A 19892-nucleotide genomic window follows, 5' to 3' on the forward strand; every position below is an offset into this window, starting at 1 on the left:
CTTTCATATGAATTCTGGATATTTTTCGGGCCGAAAAAAGATAAAGATCAGTCATGCAAAATCCATGCCGTTCCCAAAGGAAATAGCGGCCGTGGAGGCTGGTATCGATGCCATTTTCAATAACGACTATTTACAGTTCATCAGGCGGCATAACGGCGCTGAAATCAGGAATGGATATTATGACATTTCTGAACCGCAAAGTTCTTATGTTCGATATTTTATAGAAATAGAAGACATAGCTAGTCACATCTCCCTCATAGCAGATGACGAGACATCACAATATTTCTTTCCATTTGCGCTTGGCAGCGGCGGCACGTACTTCCTGATGAAAAATAAAGGCGACGCTTGTATTTATTATTATGATAGCGACTACATGGGCCATGACGGCGCGCCTGCTTCAGCCCGGATGTCCTGATCGAAGCTGCTTCCCCGGAAGCGTCTCCAGTTTGTCAGCCCTGCCCACGCAGCACGCGCCGCAGGGCATGGGCGCCATATTTTATGGCAGCACGGCCTGCGGGCAGAAAGGCGTAAAAATTGAGGAACCCATGCACCGTGCCGCGCCAGGTGCGGGTTTCAGCCGTGCCTCCCGCCTGCTGCAGGGCATGGGCGTAGCCGGTGCCTTCATCATGCAGGGGGTCGCATTGCGCCAGCCCGATTACTGCAGGCGGCAGGTCCGCGAGCGAGGGCGCGAAAATGGGCGCAAGCCGCGGATCATGCAGGTCGGCTGGCGTGCGGATATACTGCTCGGCATACCATTCCATCAGCTTGGTTGAGAGCATGTAGCCCGTGGCATAGGTCTCGCGCGAGGGCACGTCACGCTCCCCATACAGCGAGGGGTAATAGAGCAGTTGCATAGCAAGCGCCGGGCCGCCCCGGTCACGCGCCATCTGGGCCAGCACGGCGGCCAGCGTGCCGCCCGCGCTGTCACCCGCAACGGCAATCTGCCCGCCCCAGCGATGCGCCTCGCCCGCCAGCCACTGCAACGCCGCCCAGCAATCCTCCACCGCATGGGGAAAGCGGTTCTCGGGCGCAAGGCTGTAATCGATGGACAGCACCGCCGCCCCCGACTGCCGCGCCAGCCTGCAGCATATGCCGTGATGCGAATTCAGCCCGCAATGCACATACCCGCCCCCATGCATGAACAGCACAACCCCACGCACCCGGCCATAAGGCACATAAAGCCGGGCGGCCATCAGGCCGTCACGCCCGGGCACGCGGCAGTTGATCACGCGCCGCACCTGCAGCGAGGACAGCCCCATGGGAAAACATGGGCGGTCGAGCTTGCGGCGCATGTCCTCCAGCGTGTGTGGCTCGACGTTGCGCCGCCGCGCGTGCCACCAGTGCATGCCACCCAGCAATGTGCGGGTGAGCAGGCCAGGGCGGGAGGCAGCGGTTGAGTCGGGCATGAAGCGCCTTTTTGGCTGGAAAACGGATTGAAAGGATACAACCCCCTCATTTATCGCTTGACGCTACGCGCATGCACCGCCAGTTTCCGCATGCCAGACGGTCGGACGGTCGCTGCCACGTGGTCATACGCGTGATGGAGGAAAGTCCGGGCTCCACGGAAAAACGGTGCCGGCTAACGGCCGGCGGGGGCGACCCCAGGGACAGTGCCACAGAAAACAGACCGCCCTCACGGCGGCGCACGCAGCAATGCGGGCGACGTTGGGGGCAAGGGTGAAACGGTGCGGTAAGAGCGCACCGCATGCATGGTAACATGGATGGCAGGGCAAACCCCACCGGGAGCAAGACCGAATAGGAACGGCGGATGGGCCGCAAGGCGCCATCAGGGGTTTTTCCGCCCTGTCGTTCGGGTTGGTCGCGTCAGGTGCGCCGCAATGCGCATCGCAGAGGAATGATCGTCCCGCCCTGCAAGGGGCGGACAGAACCCGGCTTACAGACCGTCTGGCATTTTCCCCATATCCCGAATTCAACCGCCCTGGGCGGGGCGCTCTACCCAGAGTTGTTTACAAGTATTAACGCCAAAGAACAAATCATAAACAAGGCACATTCCTGCCATATTGCGTGCGCCCGGCATGGTTTTACATGCCACATCACTCACCTGTGCTGCAATAACAGTATTTTTCGGCCATCTTTCCTGCATCTTTAATTGACCCCCCATAAAATCCCATGTTATCCCATGCTCACACCAGATTCAGAAAAGGGGCGCGGTAACAGGCGCCACGGGGGCTGATCACTGGCTTTTCGAAATTTGCCGAGGGAGGGCATCGCGCAGCGTGAGTGTATTCCTGGGCACACACCAGAACCGGCTGGATGCAAAAGGACGGGTTTCCATTCCCTCCGCATTCCGTGCCGCGCTGCGTGCCCGGGCCAAATCGGGCGAACCGCTGGCCATCCTGCGTCCGTCCCATCTGCATCCTTGCCTTGAGGCATGGCCCGCTGATGCTTTTGCCGCACTGACCCGCCCGCTGGATGAAATGGACATTTTTTCCCAAGATCACGACGACCTGGCCACCGCCCTCTATGCCGATGCCTATCCGTTCGAGGCTGACCGCGAAGGTCGCATCCTGCTGCCCGAATCCCTGCGTGCCCATGCGGGCCTGACCGATCAGGCCACCTTCATGGGGCTGGGCCGCACCTTCCAGATCTGGGAGCCGCAGGCAGCAAGCGCCCGCCGGGCCGATGCCCGCCTGCGCGCGCGCAGCCTCACCACTGGCCGGGGCGTGCCGCCCGCCACGGGCACGCCGTCATGAACGGCCCCTTCCCCCCGCACGATCCCGGCCATGTGCCGGTGATGCTGGCCGAGGTAATGGAGTACCTCGCCCCGCATGATGCCGGTCGTTACGTGGATGGCACGTTTGGCGGCGGCGGGTATGCGCGCGCCATCCTGGCCAGCAGCAACTGCCAGTTGTGGGGCATCGACCGCGACCCCGCCGCCATCGCGCGCGGCGCGGCCCTTGCCCCCACCTTCCCCGATGGGCATGGCGGCACGCGGCTGCACCTGCTTCATGGCGGCTTTGCCGACATGGCGGCCCTGCTGGCCGAAGATGAGGTGACGAAGGTGGACGGCATCGTGCTCGACCTGGGCGTGTCGTCCTACCAGATCGACGAAGCCGAGCGCGGCTTCTCCTTCCGCATGGATGGCCCGCTGGACATGCGCATGAATGACACGGGACCGACAGCGGCCGATGTGGTCAATACCCTGCCCGAGGAGGAACTGGCCGATATCATCTACCATTATGGCGAGGAGCGCCTGTCGCGCCGGGTGGCGCGCGCCATCGTGACGGCACGCGCCGAGGCCCCGCTGCTGCGCACCACACAGCTTGCCGACGTGGTGCGCTCGGTCGTGCGCCCCGACCGTTCGGGCATCGACCCTGCCACCCGCACGTTCCAGGGGCTGCGCATTCACGTCAATGACGAACTCGGCCAGATCCGCTCCGTGCTGGACCAGGCCCCCGGCCTGCTCGCGCCGGGCGGGCGGCTGGTTGTCGTCTCGTTCCATTCGCTGGAAGACAGGCTGGTCAAGCAGGCCATGCTGCGCGCGGCAGGCCGCGTGCCCGCCCCCTCCCGTCATGACCCCCGCGCCATGACCGAGCGCGCAGGCCCCACCAGCTTCAGGCTCCTGACCGGACGCCCCATCCGGCCAGGTGCGGAAGAAACCCACCGTAATCCACGTGCACGCAGCGCAAGACTGCGCGCGATGGAATGCATTGCCCCCCCATCCACCGCAGCATCGGAACCTGCCGCATGAGTCGGTTTGTCACGCTTTTCTTTGCCATGGTGGCGGCCGTGTCCGGTCTGTTCCTTTATAACAAGAAACAGCAGACCACAGCACTCGACCACCAGATTGCCCAGATCGTGGAGCAGACGGAGCGTACCCGCGCACAGACCGCCATGCTGCGCGCCGAGTGGGCCATGCTGAACCAGCCCGACCGGCTCGGCACGCTGGCAAGCCGTTACGACAAGGCGCTCCAGCCCGTCTCGCCCACGCAGTTCGTGCAGATGTCGGCGCTGGGCGCCCACCTGCCGCCTGTTGGCGTGCCCTCGCACCACCCCGTGCCCGCCCCCCGTGCAACGATGGTGGCCACCCTTGCCGCCGATCATGCAGCCCCCGCCCCCGCGCATGAGGCCGTGGCCGCCCTGCCCGCAATCGCCACACCGGCCACGCCCGCCCATATCGAACACGCCATGGCGGCCCTCCCCACCCACCATGCCGAGCCGACCGCCCAGCATGACGGACTGGCCCGCGCCATGGCCCAGATCGAGCCGCGCGCGCCCGTGCATGCCGCCCCCGAGCATGCCCGCCCGCCCGAACGCATGGCGGCAGCCGAGCCCGTGCATCTGCCGCCCAGCCCGCGTGAGAGCATGATCACCCCGGCCCGCATGGCCGCGAGCGACCGCCCCCGCAGCCAGAACATAGCCGAGGCGGCATGGCACCCCACCGCCCCGCCCCGCATGGGGGGCAGTTCGCTGGGCACGCCGCATGTGACCAGCCTGCCGCCGCCGGTGCCCGTCAGCAACTGATCGTCCTTTTCCTACCGGCCCTGTAGCCCGGAACCCGTATGCAAAATCCTTTGAGCAACCAGCCAGACAGAGGTGGACAGGCTTCCCCCGGGGGGAGCCTGCGCACGCTTATGGCGCAGGACCGCATGCATGCGCGGCTGGTGGTTGTGGCCGGGGGATTCTGCCTGCTGTTTTCAGCCATTGCGCTCAAGCTGACGCTGGCCACGATCATCAACCCCCTGCCGCCGCAGCAACAGCAGATCGCGCCGCAGGTGCCGCCCATACCCAAAAGCGACCCCAAGGGGATGATCGCGGGCGACGTGGTGCTGCCGCAGGTGCATCGGGCCTCGGTCACCGACCGCAACGGGCAGGTGCTGGCCATGTCGCTGCCCGTCGCCCAGGTCTATGCCAACCCGCAGGAAATGATCGACGCAGCCGATGCGGCCCACCGGCTCAAGCTCGCGCTGCCCAGCCTGGACGAAGCCGAGACGAAGCGCCGCCTGTCGCTGAACAAGCAGTTCGTCTATCTGGCGCGTGACATCTCGCCCGCGCAGGAACTCGCCATCAACAACCTTGGCATTCCCGGCATCTATTTCGAACCCGGTGAACGCCGCCGCTACCCCATGGGCCGCGTGGCCGCCCATATTATGGGCGGGGTGGATATTGATGATCACGGCGTGGCGGGCATCGAGCGGTATTTTGGCAAGCGCCTCGATGGCGACAGCCAGCCCCTGCGCCTTTCTCTCGACGTACGCGTGCAGAACGTGGTGCATGACGAACTTCAGGCGGCGATGGACATGTTCCAGGCCATCGGTGCCTGCGCCATCGTGATGGACGTGCATACCGGCGAGATCATCACCATGGTCAGCCTGCCCGATTATGACGCCAACGACTTTGGCCGCGCTGCCCCCGATTCACGCTTCAACCGCGCCGTGACGGGCATGTACGAACCCGGCTCGACCTTCAAGCTCCAGACCGTGGCCATGGCACTGCAGGAAGGCGTTGCCCATATCTGGGACAGTTTTTCGAGCACGCCCATCAAGATCGGCCGCTTTACCATATCGGACATGAAGAACGACCATTTCGCCCCGTGGCTGTCGCTGCCCGAGGTCATGGCCTATTCTTCCAACCCCGCCGCCGCCCATATCGCACTCGATGCGGGCGCACCCCGCCAGCAGGAATGGCTGCGCAGGATGGGCTTCTTCTCGCGCGTGCCGATCGAACTGCCCGAGGCGGGGCGGCCCATCATCCCTTCCGTGCATAACTGGGGGGTTTCGACCACCATGACGGTGGCGTTCGGCCATGGCGTGGCGGAGCCGCCGCTTTCCATCGTGCGGGGCACGGCGGCCACAGCCAATGGCGGCTTTCTGCTCCGGCCAACCCTTGTCGCGGCCCAGAGCCCCACCGCCACGGATGCGCCCACCGATGCCGATGCAGCCATGCCCGCCGATGCGGAGCGCCTGATCTCGGCTGCCAATTCCGATATCCTGCGCAGGATCCTGCGCCTCGACGTGGCCAAGGGCACGGGGCAGAAGGCGGAATCACCGGGCTATTACGTGGGCGGCAAGACCGGCACGGCGGAAAAGATCGGCGCGCATGGCGGCTACCTCAAGCATGTCAACGTCTCGGCCTTTACCGGCATCTTCCCCATGAATGCGCCGCACTACGCCATCTACGTCATGCTCGACAGCCCCAAGCCCACCGCCCAGACCCATGGCTGGACCACGGCGGGGTGGAACGCGGCTCCCACGGCCGCCCACATGATCACGCGCATCGCCCCCATGCTCGGGCTGTTTCCCGATACGCAGCATGAAGCCGCGATCGAGGCCTCGCTGGCCATTCCCATGCGGCCTGCCGTGCCGCGTGGCTACCGCGCGCTCGGGCCGGGCTACGACCCTGGCACGGCCCGGCTGCATGAGCACGAGCATGAAACCGCTCCCCGCGCCGCCGCCGCCCGCACCCATGCCGCGCGTGACGTGACCGAGGCAGCACCCGCCAGCCATGCCCTGCATGCCCGCAATGAAGCCGGGCGCGCGCCCGGCCACCACCAGCGCGAGCGGGGATGACGCGCATGGACCTGACCGAACTCCTGCACCGCGCGGGCGTGGATGCCGTGCGGCCCCTGCCTGCCGCAACCGGTCCCGTCACCAGCATTACGGCAGACAGTCGCGCTACTGGCCCCGGCGTGATCTTTGCCGCCCTGCGTGGCACGCGGGTGGATGGGCGGGCCTATATTCCGCAGGCCGTGGCCAATGGCGTCGCAGCCCTGCTGGTGCAGGCTGACCCCGATTTCGTGCCGCCGCCGGGTGTTGCCTGCGTGCAGGTGGCTGACGCCCGCCGTGCCGTGGCCCTGATCGCGCACGCGCTTGCCCCGCGCCTGCCCGCCAGTATCGCAGCCATTACCGGCACCAACGGCAAGACCAGCACGGCGGAGTTCCTGCGCCAGATCTGGGCGCTTCAGGGCTTGCAGGCAGGCACCATCGGCACGCTGGGCGCGGTGGCCCCCTGCCCGCTGCCTGATTGCGGCCCCGTACTCACCACGCCCGACAGCGTGGGCCTGATGCGCCTGCTTGGCGCGATGGCTACGGGGGGCGTGGAGCATGTCGCCATCGAGGCGTCATCGCACGGGCTGGAACAGCGCAGGCTTGATGGCCTCACGCCCTATGCCGCGGGGTTCAGCAATCTCACTCACGACCATCTGGACTATCACGGCACCACCGCGCATTACCGTGCCGCCAAGCTGCGCCTGTTCGACACGATCCTGCCCGAAGGCGGCATTGCAGCCCTCAATGCGGATATGGACGCCGAAACCTGCGCCGCCGTGCGCGCCATTGCCCGACGCCGCAACCTCGTGCTGCGCACCACCGGCACGCAGGGCACGACGCTGCGCCTGCTCTCCGCCCGCGCGACCCCCTTGGGGCAGGACCTGCGCATTGCCACCCCTGCGGGGGAATGCGCGGTCAGCATAAAACTGGTCGGGCGCTTTCAGGTTGATAACCTCCTCATGGCCGCAGCCCTTTCTGGCCGCGCGGAAGATGCGCCTGCGCGCGCACTTGCCCTCCTGCCGCACCTGCATGGCGTACGCGGCAGGCTCGAACGCGCCGCCGTGCTGCCGGGCGGGGCCGCCGCCTATGTCGATTTCGCCCACACGCCCGATGCCATTGCCCGCCTGCTGCACTCGCTGCGCCCCCACACGCCGGGCAGACTGGTGATCGTGATGGGGGCGGGCGGCGACCGTGACCGGGGCAAGCGGCCCGTGATGGGCGCCACCGCCACGCAACTGGCCGACACCGTGATCGTAACAGATGACAATCCCCGCAGCGAGCAGCCCGCCGCCATTCGCGCCGCCATCATGGCGGCCAGCCCCGGCGCCATCGAGATCGGTGACCGCAAACAGGCCATTGCGGCGGGGCTGGACATGCTGGGTGCGGGCGACGTGCTGGTGGTGGCGGGCAAGGGCCATGAACAGGGGCAGATCGTGGGTGATGCGGTGCTGCCATTTGATGATGCCACGGTGATCCGTGGCCTGACGGGGACTGAATGACAGTGCTATGGAGCCGCGCGGACCTTGAGGCCGCGACATCAGGGCGTTTTCCGCCCTCCGGCGCAGTGACCATTGCAGGCACCGGCGTCTCGATCGATACCCGCACGCTCCGGCCGGGCGATGTGTTCATTGCGCTGATTGGCGAGAACAGCAACGGGCATGCGCATGCCGCCGCAGCCCTTGCCGCGGGCGCTGCCGCCGTGGTGGCGCATGAGCCCTGTGGTGATGACCCGCGCATTCTGAAGGTGGATGACACGCTGGCCGCCATGCAGGGCATGGCCCGTTTTGCCCGCGCGCGTTTTGCGGGCCGCATGCTGGCCGTGACCGGCAGCGTGGGCAAGACCTCGGTCAAGGACATGCTGCATGCCGCACTCAGCGCGTGCGGGCCGACCCATTGCGCCGTGGCGTCGTATAACAATCACTGGGGCGTACCGCTCACGCTCGCCCGCCTGCCTGCCGCAAGTGCTTATTGCGTGTGCGAGATCGGCATGAACCATGCGGGCGAGATCGCGCCGCTTGCCGCCATGGTGCGGCCCGACGTGGCAGTGGTGACCACGGTTGCCGCCTCGCATCTGGGGCTGATGGGCAGCATCGACGCCATTGCGCGTGAAAAGGCGGAACTCCTGCTGGCCCTGCCTGCGGGTGGCATCGCCGTCGTGGCCGCCGGGATTGCGGGAAGTGACCATTTTGAACGCAATGCCGCCAAGGCACGGGCTACCCTGTGGCGCACGGGCACCACGGCGGACTGCGCGGCGCAGGCGGGTGACGTGGCGCAGGATGCACAGGGTAGCACCTTCAGCCTCACGCTGCCGGACTGGCAGGGTGTGGCACGCGTCAACGCGCCGGGCCGCCACATGGCTGACAACGCCATGCTGGCGCTGGCGGCAGCGCATGCGGCGGGCGCTGACATGGCCCGTGCCGTGGCGGGCCTTGCCACCTTCCGCCCCGGTGCCGGGCGGGGCGCGCTTGCAAAGGTGATGCATGACAAGGTTGCCCTGCTTGATGAGAGCTACAATGCCTCACCGGCCTCTGTCTGCGCCGCACTCGACCTGCTCGGGCTGGTTGCCACGGGGCGGCGCATCGCCGTGCTGGGCGACATGCTTGAACTCGGCGCGTTTGCGCGGCATGAGCATGCCTCCCTTCTCCCTGCCGTCCGCGCGAACGCGGATGCTGTCTTCTGTTGCGGCCCGAATATGAAAACACTCTTTGACAGCCTGCCCCCTGCCCTACGCGGGGCCTGGGCGCCGGATTCCACCACGCTCGCCCCCCTGGTGCGCACTGCCCTGCGCGCGGGCGACACGGTCATGGTCAAGGGCAGCCTTGGCAGCCGCATGCGCCATGTCGTTGCCGCCCTGCAGGCCGATGACGCCCGGGTGGGACCGGCCTGATGCTCTATGACCTGTTCGAGCACCATGCCACGGCCCATACCTCCGTGCTCAACCTGTTCCGCTACATCACGTTCCGCTCGGGCGCTGCGTGCCTGACTGCACTGGTCATCAGCCTGTGCCTGGGCAACCCGCTGATCGCGCAATTGCGCCGCATCCAGCGCGGTGGCCAGCCCATCCGCAAGCTCGGGCCGGAGCGCCACCTGATCGAGAAGGTCGGCACCCCCACCATGGGCGGCGTGCTGATCCTGCTCTCGCTGTTCGGCTCGACCCTGCTCTGGGCTGACCTGACCAACGGCTTCGTGTGGGCCGTCATGCTCACCACGGCGGCGTTTGGCGCGGTGGGCTTTGCCGATGACTACCTCAAGCTCTCACGCCGCAATACCGATGGCGTGTCCAAGCGGGTGCGGCTGGGCTGCGAGTTCGGGGCCTCACTGATCGGCGGCATCTGGCTCGAGCACATGATGCCGCCCGACCTCGCCAACCACCTCGCCTTTCCGTTCGTGAAAGACCTGCTGCTGCCGCTGGGCTACGCCTTTCCCCTGTTCGCCATGATCACCATCACCGGGTTCGGCAACGCCGTGAACTTTACCGACGGGCTGGACGGGCTGGCCATCGTGCCGGTCATTGTAGCAGCCCTCGTGTTCGCGCTGATCTCCTACCTCGTGGGCAACCATGTGTTTGCCGACTACCTGCAACTGCACGCCGTGCCCGGCACGGGCGAGCTTGGGGTGTTCTGCTCCGCCCTTGTGGGCGCGGGGCTGGGCTTCCTGTGGTTCAACGCGCCGCCTGCCGCCGTGTTCATGGGCGATACCGGCTCGCTCGCCCTTGGTGGCGCGCTCGGCGCCGTGGCCGTTGCGGTCAAGCATGAGCTGGTGCTGTGCATCGTGGGCGGGCTGTTCGTGGTGGAAACGCTTTCGGTCATCATCCAGGTGTTCTGGTACAAGCGCACCGGGCGGCGCGTGTTCCTGATGGCGCCGCTGCACCATCATTTCGAGAAAAAGGGCTGGGCGGAATCCAAGATCGTGATCCGCTTCTGGATCGTGTCCATCGTGCTGGGGCTGTGTGGTCTGGCCACGCTGAAACTGCGGTGAGCGGCTTCCCCCCCACCCTATTCGCGGGCCACCATTATGGCGTAGCGGGGCTGGGCCGTAACGGCAATGCTGCCGTTGCCGCCCTGCTGGCCATGGGGGCAAGCGTGCAGGCGTGGGATGACCGGCCCGAGGCCCGTGCGGCCCTTGCCGCCCACCCGCGCCTGAAGGTTGCGCCGTTTGCCAACATGCTGGGGCTTGCGGCCCTCGTGCTCTCGCCCGGCATTCCGCACCACCTGCCCAGCCCGCACCCGCTGGCCACCATGGCGCGGGATGCAGGCGTGCCGATCCTGTCCGATGCCGAACTGCTGTTCCGCGCCGTGCGGGCGGCAGGCGGGCGGGCGCGTTTTGCGGGCATTACCGGCACCAATGGCAAATCCACCACCACCGTGCTGCTGGCGCACATGCTGGCCTGTGGCGGCATTGCGGTAGCGGCTGGCGGCAACCTCGGTCCTGCCGCACTCAGCCTGCCGCTACTGCCTGATGACGGGGTGTACGTGCTCGAAATGTCATCGTACATGCTCGAGCGGCTGGAGCAGTTGCATTTCGATGCCGCCTGCCTGCTCAACCTCACCCCCGACCACCTTGACCGCCATGGCGACATGACCGGCTACACGCGGGCCAAGATGCATGTGTTTGACCGTCAGGGACCGGGCGACCTGGCCGTGCTGGGCGCGACCCTGCCCGATTATGCCAGCCTGAACCGCCAGCTTGCGCCAACCCGCGCCACGGTGGCGTGCATCAGCGGCGCCGACATACCGCAATGCGATTTCTACTGCACGCCGCAAGCACTGTGCGACCGCCACGGCGTGATTGCCGACCTGACCCACGTGCCCGACCTGCCCGGCACCCATAACCGCGAGAATGCCGCCGCCGCCACCGCCATGGCGCTGCATCTGGGCCTGCCACGGGCTGCGGTGGAGGGCGCGCTGCGCAGCTTCAGCGCGCTGGACCACCGGCAGAAAACGGTGGGCAGCGTGGGGGGCATCCGCTTCATCAATGACAGCAAGGCCACCAATGCCGATGCCACGGCCCGCGCGCTGGCCTGCCATGAGCGCATGGTGTGGATTGCGGGCGGCACGGCCAAGGCGGGCGGCATCGAACCGCTTGCGCCCCTGTTCGGGCGCGTGGCGCTGGCATTGCTGGTCGGGCGCGATGCGCCAGCGCTGGCCCGGACCCTTGCGCAGCACAAGGTGCCCTACCGCATTGTCGAAACCCTTGAGCGCGCCGTGCCCGAGGCGCTGGACGCCGCCCGCGCGCTGGGCGTGGACGTGGTGATGCTCTCACCCGCCTGTGCGAGCTTTGACCAGTTCAGCGGTTTTGAAGCCCGTGGCACGCGCTTCGCAGCCCTTGTGCAGGCCCTTGCGGCAGGGCCGGAGGGCACCGGCGCGCAATGAGCAACCTGTCGCGCATAAACACCTCGCATCTGGCGCGATGGTGGCGGAGCATCGACCGGGTCACGCTGATCTGCGTGGGTATCCTGATCGGGTTCGGCTATATCCTGATGCTGGCGGCAAGCCCGGCGGTGGCGGTGCGCATTGGCGCCTCGCGCGATATGTTCATTTTCAAGCAGGTCGTCTTTCTGGTGCTCGCGGCGGTGATCGTGTGCGTAACCTCGCTCCTTTCGCTGCGCGGGGTGCGGCTGGTGGGGTGGATCGGCTTCGTGCTCGCACTTGCCGCCACCTTCATGACCCTTGTGCATGGCATCGAGATCAAGGGCGCGCGGCGGTGGATCGCGCTGCCGATGATGTCGGTCCAGCCCTCCGAATTCCTCAAGCCCTTCTTTGCCGTGGTCACCGCCTGGCTGCTGACCGAGCGCAGGACGCGAGCATATTTCCCCGGCCTGCTGGTGGCGCTTGGGCTGTTCGCGCTTGTGCTGCTGCTGCTCAAGTCGCAGCCCGATATCGGCATGCTGAGCGTGATCACCACCGTGTTCCTGGCGCAGCTGTTTGTTGATGGGCTGAGCCTGTTCCTGGTTGGCGCGGGCGTGGCCAGCATGGTGGCGGCGTTCATAGGCGCGTATATGGTGTTTCCGCACGTGCGCTCGCGCGTTGAGCGGTTTTTGCACCCCGCCGTGGGCGACCATTACCAGATCGACACCGCGCTGCGCGCCTTTGGCAATGGCGGGCTTTTGGGGCGCGGGCCGGGTGAAGGCCGGGTGAAGGACCTGCTGCCCGATGCGCATGCCGATTTCGTATTCGCGGTGGCGGGCGAGGAATTCGGCATGCTGGTGTGCCTGTTCATCATTGGCGTGTTTGCCACCATCGTCATCCGCACGCTGCTCAAGCTGCTGCGCGAGAACGATCCCTTCATTGCGGTGGCCTCCGCGGGGCTGGTGACGGGCTTCGGGTTGCAGGCCTTTGTCAACATGGGCTCGACGCTGCACCTCATCCCGACCAAGGGCATGACGCTGCCGTTCATTTCCTATGGCGGGTCATCGGCCATGTCGGTGGCGCTGACCATCGGGCTGGTGCTGGCGCTGACCCGCAACCGGCCCAACGAGACCCGCTTCGGGCAGTTTACACCAGCCCCTACCCCCGCACCGAGAGGATCGTCATGACCCAACACTGCATTGCCGTGGCGGCCGGGGGCACCGGCGGCCACTTCTTCCCCGCCGAGGCGCTGGCCTGCGAACTGGTGCGCCGGGGGCATGACATTCTCCTCATGACCGACCAGCGCGCAGGCGGGCGCGACAGTGGCGTGTTCGCAGGCCGCCAGCAGTTCGTACTGCCTGGTGCCGGCATTGCCGGGCGCGGCCTGGCGCGGGCCAGCCGGGCGGCGCTGGCGCTGGCGCGGGGCACGGTGCAGGCACGCGGCATTATTGGCCGCATCCGTCCTGCCGCCATCATCGGCTTTGGCGGCTACCCCTCCGTGCCGCCGCTGCTCGGCGGCTGGCTGCTGGGCAGAAACCGCCCGCTGCTGTTCATTCATGAAGGCAATGCGGTGCTGGGCAAGGCCAATGGCTTCCTGGCCCCGCGCATGGATGGCATCGCCACCTCCTTCCCCACCGTGGCCGGCGTGCCCGCGGGCGTGCCCACAACGCTCACCGGCATGCCGGTGCGGCCTGACATCGCGGCACTGGGCGGGGAAGGCTATGAACCCTCCAACGGCGTGCTCAACCTTTTGGTATGGGGCGGCTCGCTCGGCGCGCGCGTGTTCAGCGACGTGGTGCCCGAAGCCCTTGCCGCCCTGCCGCCTGCGCTGCGCGCGCGGTTGCAGGTCACCCAGCAGGCCCGCGCGGAGGATGTCGAACGCGTGCAGGCCGCCTATAAAACGGCTGGCATTCCCGCCACCATAGCGCCTTTCCTTGATGACGTGCCCGGCCTGCTGCGCGCAGCCCATCTGGTGATTGGCCGCGCGGGTGGCTCATCAGTGGCGGAACTGGCGGTAGCGGGCCGCCCGTCGCTTCTGGTGCCGCTGCCCATCGCGGCACGCGACGAACAGGGCGCCAACGCACAGGCGCTGGTTGATGCGGGGGCGGCGTGGATGATCCGCCAGCCTGATTTTACGGCCCCCACGCTCACGCAACGCCTGACCACCCTACTGGCTGACCGCGACCTGCTGGCCCGCACGGCGCAGGCCGCGAGCCGCCTTGGCCGCCCCGATGCCGCCCGCCTTCTGGCCGATATGATAGAAGCCCGCTTGCCTGACACGCCCCGCACCGCTTAATTCCCGGCAGCGCGAATACGGAGACCTGAGTAGATGAGAGCCCTGCCCCTTTCGATTGGCACCATTCATTTCGTCGGCATTGGCGGAATTGGCATGTCCGGCATTGCCGAAGTGCTGCACATGCTTGGCTATGCGGTGCAGGGCTCCGACATTGCCGAGAGCGCCAATGTAGTCCGCCTGCGTGCTTCCGGCATTCCCGTCACCATTGGCCATGACGCGGCCAATCTTGGCGGGGCGCAGGTGGTGGTCACCTCGACTGCCGTCAAGCGCGACAACCCCGAGGTGGTGGCCGCACGCGCGCGGCTGATCCCGGTGGTGCGCCGGGCCGAGATGCTGGCTGAACTGATGCGCCTGCGCTGGTCGGTGGCTGTTGGCGGCACGCATGGCAAGACCACCACCACCAGCCTTGTCGCCGCCGTGCTCGAGGCCGCGAAGCTCGACCCCACGGTCATCAATGGCGGCATCATCGAGGCTTACGGCACCAATACCCGCATGGGTTCGGGCGACTGGATGGTGGTCGAGGCCGATGAGAGCGATGGCTCGTTCCTGCGCCTGCCCTCGGTCATTACGGTCGTGACCAACATGGACCCCGAGCACCTCGACCACTGGGGCACGGAAGAGGCGATGCAGGCGGCGTATGACCAGTTTGTGTCGAACATTCCGTTCTATGGCTTTGCCGTGCTGTGCATCGACCACCCCGCCGTGCAGCAGATGATCCCGCGCCTGTCCGACCACCGCATCGTCACCTACGGCTTTTCACCCCAGGCCGACGTACGCGCCGAGAAGGTGATTACCGACAAGCTCGGGGCCACCTTCGAGGTCGTGATCACCAACCGCAATCGCAACCGCTCGCGCCGGGCGGGACCGTTCCGCCTGCCCATGCTGGGCCACCACAACGTGCAGAACGCGCTGGCGGCGATTGCGGTGGGCACCGAGATGGAAATCGACGATGCCACCATCCGCTCGGCCTTTGCCGCCTTCAGGGGCGTCAAGCGCCGCTTCACCCGCACGGGCGAGACCGGAGGCATCACCATCATCGATGATTACGGCCACCATCCCGTCGAGATCGCCGCCGTGCTGAAAGCGGCACGGCAGGCGGGCGCGGGCAACGTGATCGCGGTGATGCAGCCGCACCGCTATTCGCGCCTGAAAAGCCTGTTCAACGAGTTCTGCACCTGCATGAACGACGCGGGCACGGTCATCATTACCGATGTGTATGCCGCGGGCGAGCAGCCGATCGAGGGCATCGACCGCGATGCGCTGGTCGAGGGCCTGCGCGAGCGTGGGCACCGCTCGGTCGTGCCGCTGCCGGGGCCTGAGCATCTGGCGGAAATGATCAACGCCATTGCCCGCCCCGGTGACTTCGTGGTGTGCCTGGGTGCTGGCAGCATCACCAACTGGGCGCAGGCGCTGCCCGCGCAGCTTGCGGAACTGCAGGGCATTGCCCATGCCCCCGCCCAGAAGGCGGATGCCCATTCATGACCGCCCCCGCCATGCCCCTGCCGCAATGGGCGCAGTGCCTCGACACGGAGGGCTTTCGCCCCCGTGGCCGCCTGACCCCTCAGGCCGCCCTTGGCCCGCGCACATGGTTCCGCGTAGGGGGTGCCGCCGAGCTTCTGTTCCAGCCCGCCAGCGCCGAGGATCTGGCGCAGGTGCTCGGTCGCCTGCCGCTTGAGGTGCCGGTGCTGCCGCTGGGCGCGTGCTCGAACGTGATCGTGCGCGATGGCGGAATTGACGGGCTGGTCATTCGCCTCGCCCGTGGCTTTTCAACCATCCGGCGCGATGGCGATGGCCTGATCGTGGGCGCCGCCTGCCTGGACATGACCGTGGCCGAACATGCGACCGAAGCCGGGCTGGCGGGGCTTGAATTCCTGGCGGGCATTCCCGGCTCGATCGGGGGTGGCGTGGCCATGAACGCAGGCGCTTACGGCTCGGACATGGCCACCGTGCTGGACTGGGTGGAGATCGTGACCCGCGATGGCGGGCTGCTGCGCCTGCCTGCCGCCTCGCTTGATTTTGGCTACCGCCATGCCAGCCTGCCGCCGCAGGCCGTGGTGGTGCGCGCGCGCCTTAACGCGCAGGAAGCGCCGCCTGCCGTCATCCGCCAGCGCATTGACGAGATCCGTGCCGCGCGCGAGAGCGCCCAGCCGGTGCGCGCGCGCACCGGCGGCTCCACCTTCCGCAACCCCGCACCCGACGAATCGGAGCGCAAGGCGTGGGAACTGATCGATGCCGCAGGCTGCCGCGGGCTTGTGGTGGGGGGTGCCCAGATCAGCGAGAAGCACTGCAACTTCATGCTCAACACCGGCACCGCAACCGCCGCCGACCTTGAACGTCTTGGTGATGTCGTGCGCCAGCGCGTGCATGACCATACGGCGGTCACGCTGCGGTGGGAAATCAGGCGCATCGGGCGGCCTGCCCCCCAAGGCACGGGAGACAACACATGAAACGCCGCATCTGCGTGCTGATGGGCGGTCTCTCCGCCGAGCGCGATGTCAGCCTCGATAGCGGGCGCAACGTGGCGGACGCATTGCGCGGCCTTGGCCATGACGTGCATGCCATCGACCCCACCGCCGACCTGCTGGCCTTGGTGCGCGACCTGCACGAAAGCCAGCCCGATGTCGTGTTCAACGCCCTGCATGGCCGCTTTGGCGAGGACGGGTCGATTCAGGGCATACTCGACTGGATGGGCATTCCCTACACGCATTCCGGCGTGCGGGCCTCGGCCACCGCCATGGACAAGGCTGCCGCCCGCGCCGTGTTCGCGGCAGCCAGCCTGCCCATCGCCACCGGCCTGTGCCTCCCCCCCGCCGAACTCGAACCCGCCGACCCGCTGCCAGCACCCTACGTGGTCAAGCCGCTCAATGAGGGGTCATCAGTGGGCGTGGAGATCATCCGCGCGGGCAGCAACCGCCGCGCCGAGATCGCACGCGGCTGGACATTCGGCCCCCGGATGCTGGTGGAGGAATACATTCCCGGCCGCGAACTGACCGTGGGCGTGCTGCATGACCGCGCCCTGACCGTGACCGACATCACGCCCGCCGGCAGTGGCCCCACCTTCTATGACTACCAGGCCAAATACGCTGCTGGCGGCTCGTGCCACGAACTGCCCGCGCGCATTCACCCTGCCACCTTTGCGCAGGCGCGCGAGCTTGCCCTTGCAGCCCACCGCGCGCTGGGCTGCCGGGGGGCGAGCCGCACCGATTTCCGGTACGATGACACGGCAGGCACCGACCGGCCCGGTCGTCTCGTCATACTCGAGACCAACACCCAGCCGGGCATGACGCCCACATCGCTGCTGCCCGAGCAGGCCGCTGCCTGCGGCATGGACTACGCCACGCTGTGCCAGTGGATGATCGACCAGGCGACCTGCCGTACATGAGGCGACCGACCGACAGCGGCGACCGCCCATCAAGGCTTTCGATCTTCCTGCGCCGCCAGAAACGCCTGATCCGCCCGGCCCTGGTGGGGCTGGTGCTGGTGGGGCTGGTAGCCGGCGGCGTCATGGCGCTGCGCCATGTCGGCTCGGACCCGCGCTTTGCCGCACTCAGGGGACGGATCATCAACATGCTGCCGCTGCGCGTGACCGAGATTGACGTAACCGGCTGCGTGCTGACCAGCGAAAGCGCGCTGCAGGAAGCGCTGGGCGTGCGCACGGGCGATTTTATTCTCGGCTTTTCGGTCAAGGCGGCGCGCGAGCGCATCGACGCGCTGCCCTTTGTCGATCATTCCGTAGTTGAGCGCCACCTGCCGGGCACCATTGTCATCCACCTGTTCGAGCGCCAGCCCTTTGCGGTATGGCAGAATCACGGTCATTTCATGCTGATCGACCGGGCTGGCAACCAGGTGCGCGACAAGGGCATGACCGGCAAGGATGCCGAGGCCTTCCGCCAGTTGCCGCTCGTGGTCGGACCCGACGCCAATCTTGCGGCTGCCGCCATGATCGATGAACTCACCGCCCAGCCCGAGGTGAGCAACCATGTCGTGGCCGCAGCCCGCGTGGGGCAGCGCCGGTGGAACCTGACGCTGCGCAACGGCACGACCATCCTGCTGCCCGAGGGACAGGAAGTGGCAGCGCTCAAGCGCCTTGCACAAATGCAGGAAACCATAAAAATACTCGACCGGCCCGTTATCGCCATAGACATGCGCCTGCCAGACCGCCTGATCATCCGTGAGAACCCCGTGACGCCAAATGACAACAGCAACGGACCCGACCAGGGCGATGGCCCGCCACCGGCCGCCCCCACGAGCGACCAGGCGCCCGTGCGGCCATGGCCTGACCCTGATAACAGCCTGAGACGGAGGCGGGCATGACTTACCCAGTGCCGGGACCGGTCAGGACGACCCTTCCCGCAACACGCACGACCACACCGGAAACCCCTGCGGTACCGGCCATCCGTGGCCCTGCCGTGCCCACGCGCGTGCCCCGCCCGCGCGCGCCCGCAACCCTTGTGCCCGCCGCCGAGCGCATGCCCACGCGCAAGCTGCGCACCGGGCCGTTCAGCGTGCTTGACATCGGCTCGACCAAGATTGTCTGCCTGATCGGGCGCGGCGAGCCTGACAACACCATCCGCATCCTCGGTCATGGCTGGCGGCGCTCGCACGGGGTGCGCTCAGGTGGAATCGTGGACCTGCGCGAGGCGGAATCGGCCATACGCAACGCCGTGGCGCAGGCGGAGGACATGGCGACGGAGCGGCGCGATTCGATTTTCGTCAACCTGTCATGCGGCCATCCCGAGAGCCGTCACATCAATGCGCGCTGGCCCGTTGGCGGGCGCGAGGTCACCGCGGGCGATGTCAGCCGCATCATTGCCGAAGGGCGGCTGCGTGCCATCTCCGAGGGTCGCTCGGCAATCCATACCCTGCCGCTCGACTATGCGGTGGACGATACGCAGGAAGTGATCGATCCGCGCGGGCACCTGTGCGACCTGCTCTCGGCACGGCTGCATGTGATCGACGCCAACACCACGGCGCTGCGCAACCTCGAGGCCGTCCTGTCACGCGTGGAACTCAAGATCGCGGGCATGGTGTCCTCGCCGCTGGCCTCGGGGCTTGCGGTGATGAGCGAGGACGAGCGCAACCTTGGCGCGACCGTGGTGGACATGGGCGGCGGGCTGACCTCGATCGGCGTGTTTGGCGAGGGCAGGCTGCTGCATACGGCCACGATTCCGGTGGGGGGGCTGCATATCACACGCGATATTGCGCAGGGTCTTTCCACCTCGATCGACAGCGCCGAGCGGCTCAAGACCATGTATGGCTCGGCCGAACTGCTCGCGGGCGATGATAACGATCCCATCCTCGTGCAGCTTATTGGCGACAACGACCATCATTATGTCAGAATTTCACGCTCAAAGATCGTTTCGATCATACATCCGCGCGTGGAGGAAACCCTGGAAATGATACGTGACAGGCTGGAAATGGCAGCCGTGGGGCCTGCGGCCGACGGCCGCGTGATCCTGACCGGCGGCGGCTCGCTGCTTGAGGGAATCGGCCCAATGGCGGCGCGCATTCTCAACCGCCAGGTGCGCCTTGGCCGCCCGCGCCGCATTGTGGGCCTGCCTGAAAATTCGGCCACATGGCCCATGTTCTCCACATCGGCCGGATTGCTGGCCTGGGCCGCGGGCGCTGCTGATGAAATGGGCGAGCCCGATACCCGCGGCGCCCGCCCCGGCGGCCTTGTAAGACGTTTTGTGGATTTCATACGTGATAGGGTATGATCTTGCGCGGAAACCCTTTATT

17 protein-coding genes and 1 other RNA gene are annotated in these 19892 nt (G+C 66.7%); 17 read left to right on the forward strand and 1 reads right to left on the reverse strand.

The features are described 5' to 3' along the window. On the forward strand, window positions 1–415 hold a 415-nt coding region (locus GXY01S_RS11820; RefSeq protein WP_156470310.1), incomplete at its 5' end, for an SMI1/KNR4 family protein. Between the two features lie 34 nt (window positions 416–449). Here the strand turns inward: GXY01S_RS11820 and GXY01S_RS11825 are convergent. Next, complete coding sequence (locus GXY01S_RS11825; RefSeq protein WP_061275332.1) at window positions 450–1406, reverse strand: alpha/beta hydrolase; 957 nt, start codon at window positions 1404–1406, stop codon at window positions 450–452. A gap of 93 nt (window positions 1407–1499) precedes the next feature. On the opposite strand from GXY01S_RS11825, the gene rnpB reads away from it, so the two are divergent. From rnpB to ftsA, 16 genes are all read left to right on the forward strand, one after another. Further along, an RNA gene (gene rnpB / locus GXY01S_RS11830) (RNase P RNA component class A) lies at window positions 1500–1913 on the forward strand. A gap of 324 nt (window positions 1914–2237) precedes the next feature. Further along, entirely contained in the window at window positions 2238–2714 is a 477-nt protein-coding gene (mraZ, locus tag GXY01S_RS11835) for a division/cell wall cluster transcriptional repressor MraZ (RefSeq protein ID WP_061275334.1), read from the forward strand. Continuing rightward, window positions 2711–3712 carry a 16S rRNA (cytosine(1402)-N(4))-methyltransferase RsmH gene (rsmH, locus tag GXY01S_RS11840; RefSeq protein WP_061275336.1) on the forward strand — a complete coding sequence of 334 codons (1002 nt, stop codon included), beginning with the start codon at window positions 2711–2713 and terminating at the stop codon, window positions 3710–3712. Before mraZ ends, rsmH begins: the two co-directional genes overlap by 4 nt. Then, window positions 3709–4485 (forward strand): cell division protein FtsL, encoded by a 777-nt coding sequence (gene ftsL / locus GXY01S_RS11845; RefSeq protein WP_061275338.1) that lies wholly within the window; start codon window positions 3709–3711, stop codon window positions 4483–4485. Before rsmH ends, ftsL begins: the two co-directional genes overlap by 4 nt. Window positions 4486–4523: 38 nt before the next feature. Then, a complete protein-coding gene (locus tag GXY01S_RS11850) occupies window positions 4524–6530 on the forward strand; it encodes a peptidoglycan D,D-transpeptidase FtsI family protein (RefSeq protein ID WP_061275340.1) in 2007 nt (668 codons plus the stop codon). Between the two features lie 5 nt (window positions 6531–6535). After that, window positions 6536–8008, forward strand: coding sequence for a UDP-N-acetylmuramoyl-L-alanyl-D-glutamate--2,6-diaminopimelate ligase (locus GXY01S_RS11855; protein ID WP_061275387.1), 1473 nt, complete (start codon window positions 6536–6538; stop codon window positions 8006–8008). After that, entirely contained in the window at window positions 8005–9396 is a 1392-nt protein-coding gene (locus GXY01S_RS11860) for a UDP-N-acetylmuramoyl-tripeptide--D-alanyl-D-alanine ligase (RefSeq protein WP_061275342.1), read from the forward strand. Before GXY01S_RS11855 ends, GXY01S_RS11860 begins: the two co-directional genes overlap by 4 nt. Next, complete coding sequence (mraY, locus tag GXY01S_RS11865) at window positions 9396–10487, forward strand: phospho-N-acetylmuramoyl-pentapeptide-transferase (RefSeq protein ID WP_061275344.1); 1092 nt, start codon at window positions 9396–9398, stop codon at window positions 10485–10487. The genes GXY01S_RS11860 and mraY overlap by 1 nt, the downstream gene beginning before the upstream one ends. Beyond that, entirely contained in the window at window positions 10484–11881 is a 1398-nt protein-coding gene (gene murD, locus GXY01S_RS11870) for a UDP-N-acetylmuramoyl-L-alanine--D-glutamate ligase (RefSeq protein ID WP_061275346.1), read from the forward strand. The genes mraY and murD overlap by 4 nt, the downstream gene beginning before the upstream one ends. After that, window positions 11878–13044: an FtsW/RodA/SpoVE family cell cycle protein gene (locus GXY01S_RS11875; protein ID WP_061275348.1), complete on the forward strand. Its 1167-nt coding sequence runs from the start codon at window positions 11878–11880 to the stop codon at window positions 13042–13044. Before murD ends, GXY01S_RS11875 begins: the two co-directional genes overlap by 4 nt. Further along, a complete protein-coding gene (gene murG / locus GXY01S_RS11880) occupies window positions 13041–14153 on the forward strand; it encodes an undecaprenyldiphospho-muramoylpentapeptide beta-N-acetylglucosaminyltransferase (protein WP_061275349.1) in 1113 nt (370 codons plus the stop codon). The genes GXY01S_RS11875 and murG overlap by 4 nt, the downstream gene beginning before the upstream one ends. 33 nt (window positions 14154–14186) lie before the next feature. Then, on the forward strand, window positions 14187–15635 hold the full coding sequence (gene murC, locus GXY01S_RS11885) for a UDP-N-acetylmuramate--L-alanine ligase (RefSeq protein WP_061275352.1): 1449 nt from the start codon (window positions 14187–14189) through the stop codon (window positions 15633–15635). Between the two features lie 11 nt (window positions 15636–15646). Next, window positions 15647–16600, forward strand: a complete 954-nt coding sequence (gene murB, locus GXY01S_RS11890; RefSeq protein WP_370664437.1) for a UDP-N-acetylmuramate dehydrogenase — start codon at window positions 15647–15649, stop codon at window positions 16598–16600. Continuing rightward, on the forward strand, window positions 16597–17535 hold the full coding sequence (locus GXY01S_RS11895; protein WP_061275356.1) for a D-alanine--D-alanine ligase: 939 nt from the start codon (window positions 16597–16599) through the stop codon (window positions 17533–17535). The genes murB and GXY01S_RS11895 overlap by 4 nt, the downstream gene beginning before the upstream one ends. Next, window positions 17532–18467: a cell division protein FtsQ/DivIB gene (locus tag GXY01S_RS11900; protein WP_061275358.1), complete on the forward strand. Its 936-nt coding sequence runs from the start codon at window positions 17532–17534 to the stop codon at window positions 18465–18467. Before GXY01S_RS11895 ends, GXY01S_RS11900 begins: the two co-directional genes overlap by 4 nt. Further along, window positions 18464–19870 carry a cell division protein FtsA gene (ftsA, locus tag GXY01S_RS11905; protein ID WP_061275360.1) on the forward strand — a complete coding sequence of 469 codons (1407 nt, stop codon included), beginning with the start codon at window positions 18464–18466 and terminating at the stop codon, window positions 19868–19870. Before GXY01S_RS11900 ends, ftsA begins: the two co-directional genes overlap by 4 nt. Window positions 19871–19892 lie beyond the last annotated feature (22 nt).

Origin of the sequence: Komagataeibacter xylinus NBRC 15237, assembly GCF_001571345.1 — a bacterium.
GTDB classification, from domain to species: Bacteria; Pseudomonadota; Alphaproteobacteria; order Acetobacterales; family Acetobacteraceae; genus Komagataeibacter; species Komagataeibacter xylinus.

Coding starts and splice junctions, on each gene's coding strand:
- GXY01S_RS11825 (WP_061275332.1), bottom strand. CDS start 1,406: ATGCCCGACTCAACCGCTGCCTCCCGCCCTGGCCTGCTCACCCGCACA.
- rsmH (WP_061275336.1), top strand. CDS start 2,711: ATGAACGGCCCCTTCCCCCCGCACGATCCCGGCCATGTGCCGGTGATG.
- ftsL (WP_061275338.1), top strand. CDS start 3,709: ATGAGTCGGTTTGTCACGCTTTTCTTTGCCATGGTGGCGGCCGTGTCC.
- GXY01S_RS11850 (WP_061275340.1), top strand. CDS start 4,524: ATGCAAAATCCTTTGAGCAACCAGCCAGACAGAGGTGGACAGGCTTCC.
- GXY01S_RS11855 (WP_061275387.1), top strand. CDS start 6,536: ATGGACCTGACCGAACTCCTGCACCGCGCGGGCGTGGATGCCGTGCGG.
- GXY01S_RS11860 (WP_061275342.1), top strand. CDS start 8,005: ATGACAGTGCTATGGAGCCGCGCGGACCTTGAGGCCGCGACATCAGGG.
- mraY (WP_061275344.1), top strand. CDS start 9,396: ATGCTCTATGACCTGTTCGAGCACCATGCCACGGCCCATACCTCCGTG.
- GXY01S_RS11875 (WP_061275348.1), top strand. CDS start 11,878: ATGAGCAACCTGTCGCGCATAAACACCTCGCATCTGGCGCGATGGTGG.
- murG (WP_061275349.1), top strand. CDS start 13,041: ATGACCCAACACTGCATTGCCGTGGCGGCCGGGGGCACCGGCGGCCAC.
- murC (WP_061275352.1), top strand. CDS start 14,187: ATGAGAGCCCTGCCCCTTTCGATTGGCACCATTCATTTCGTCGGCATT.
- murB (WP_370664437.1), top strand. CDS start 15,647: ATGCCCCTGCCGCAATGGGCGCAGTGCCTCGACACGGAGGGCTTTCGC.
- GXY01S_RS11895 (WP_061275356.1), top strand. CDS start 16,597: ATGAAACGCCGCATCTGCGTGCTGATGGGCGGTCTCTCCGCCGAGCGC.
- GXY01S_RS11900 (WP_061275358.1), top strand. CDS start 17,532: ATGAGGCGACCGACCGACAGCGGCGACCGCCCATCAAGGCTTTCGATC.
- ftsA (WP_061275360.1), top strand. CDS start 18,464: ATGACTTACCCAGTGCCGGGACCGGTCAGGACGACCCTTCCCGCAACA.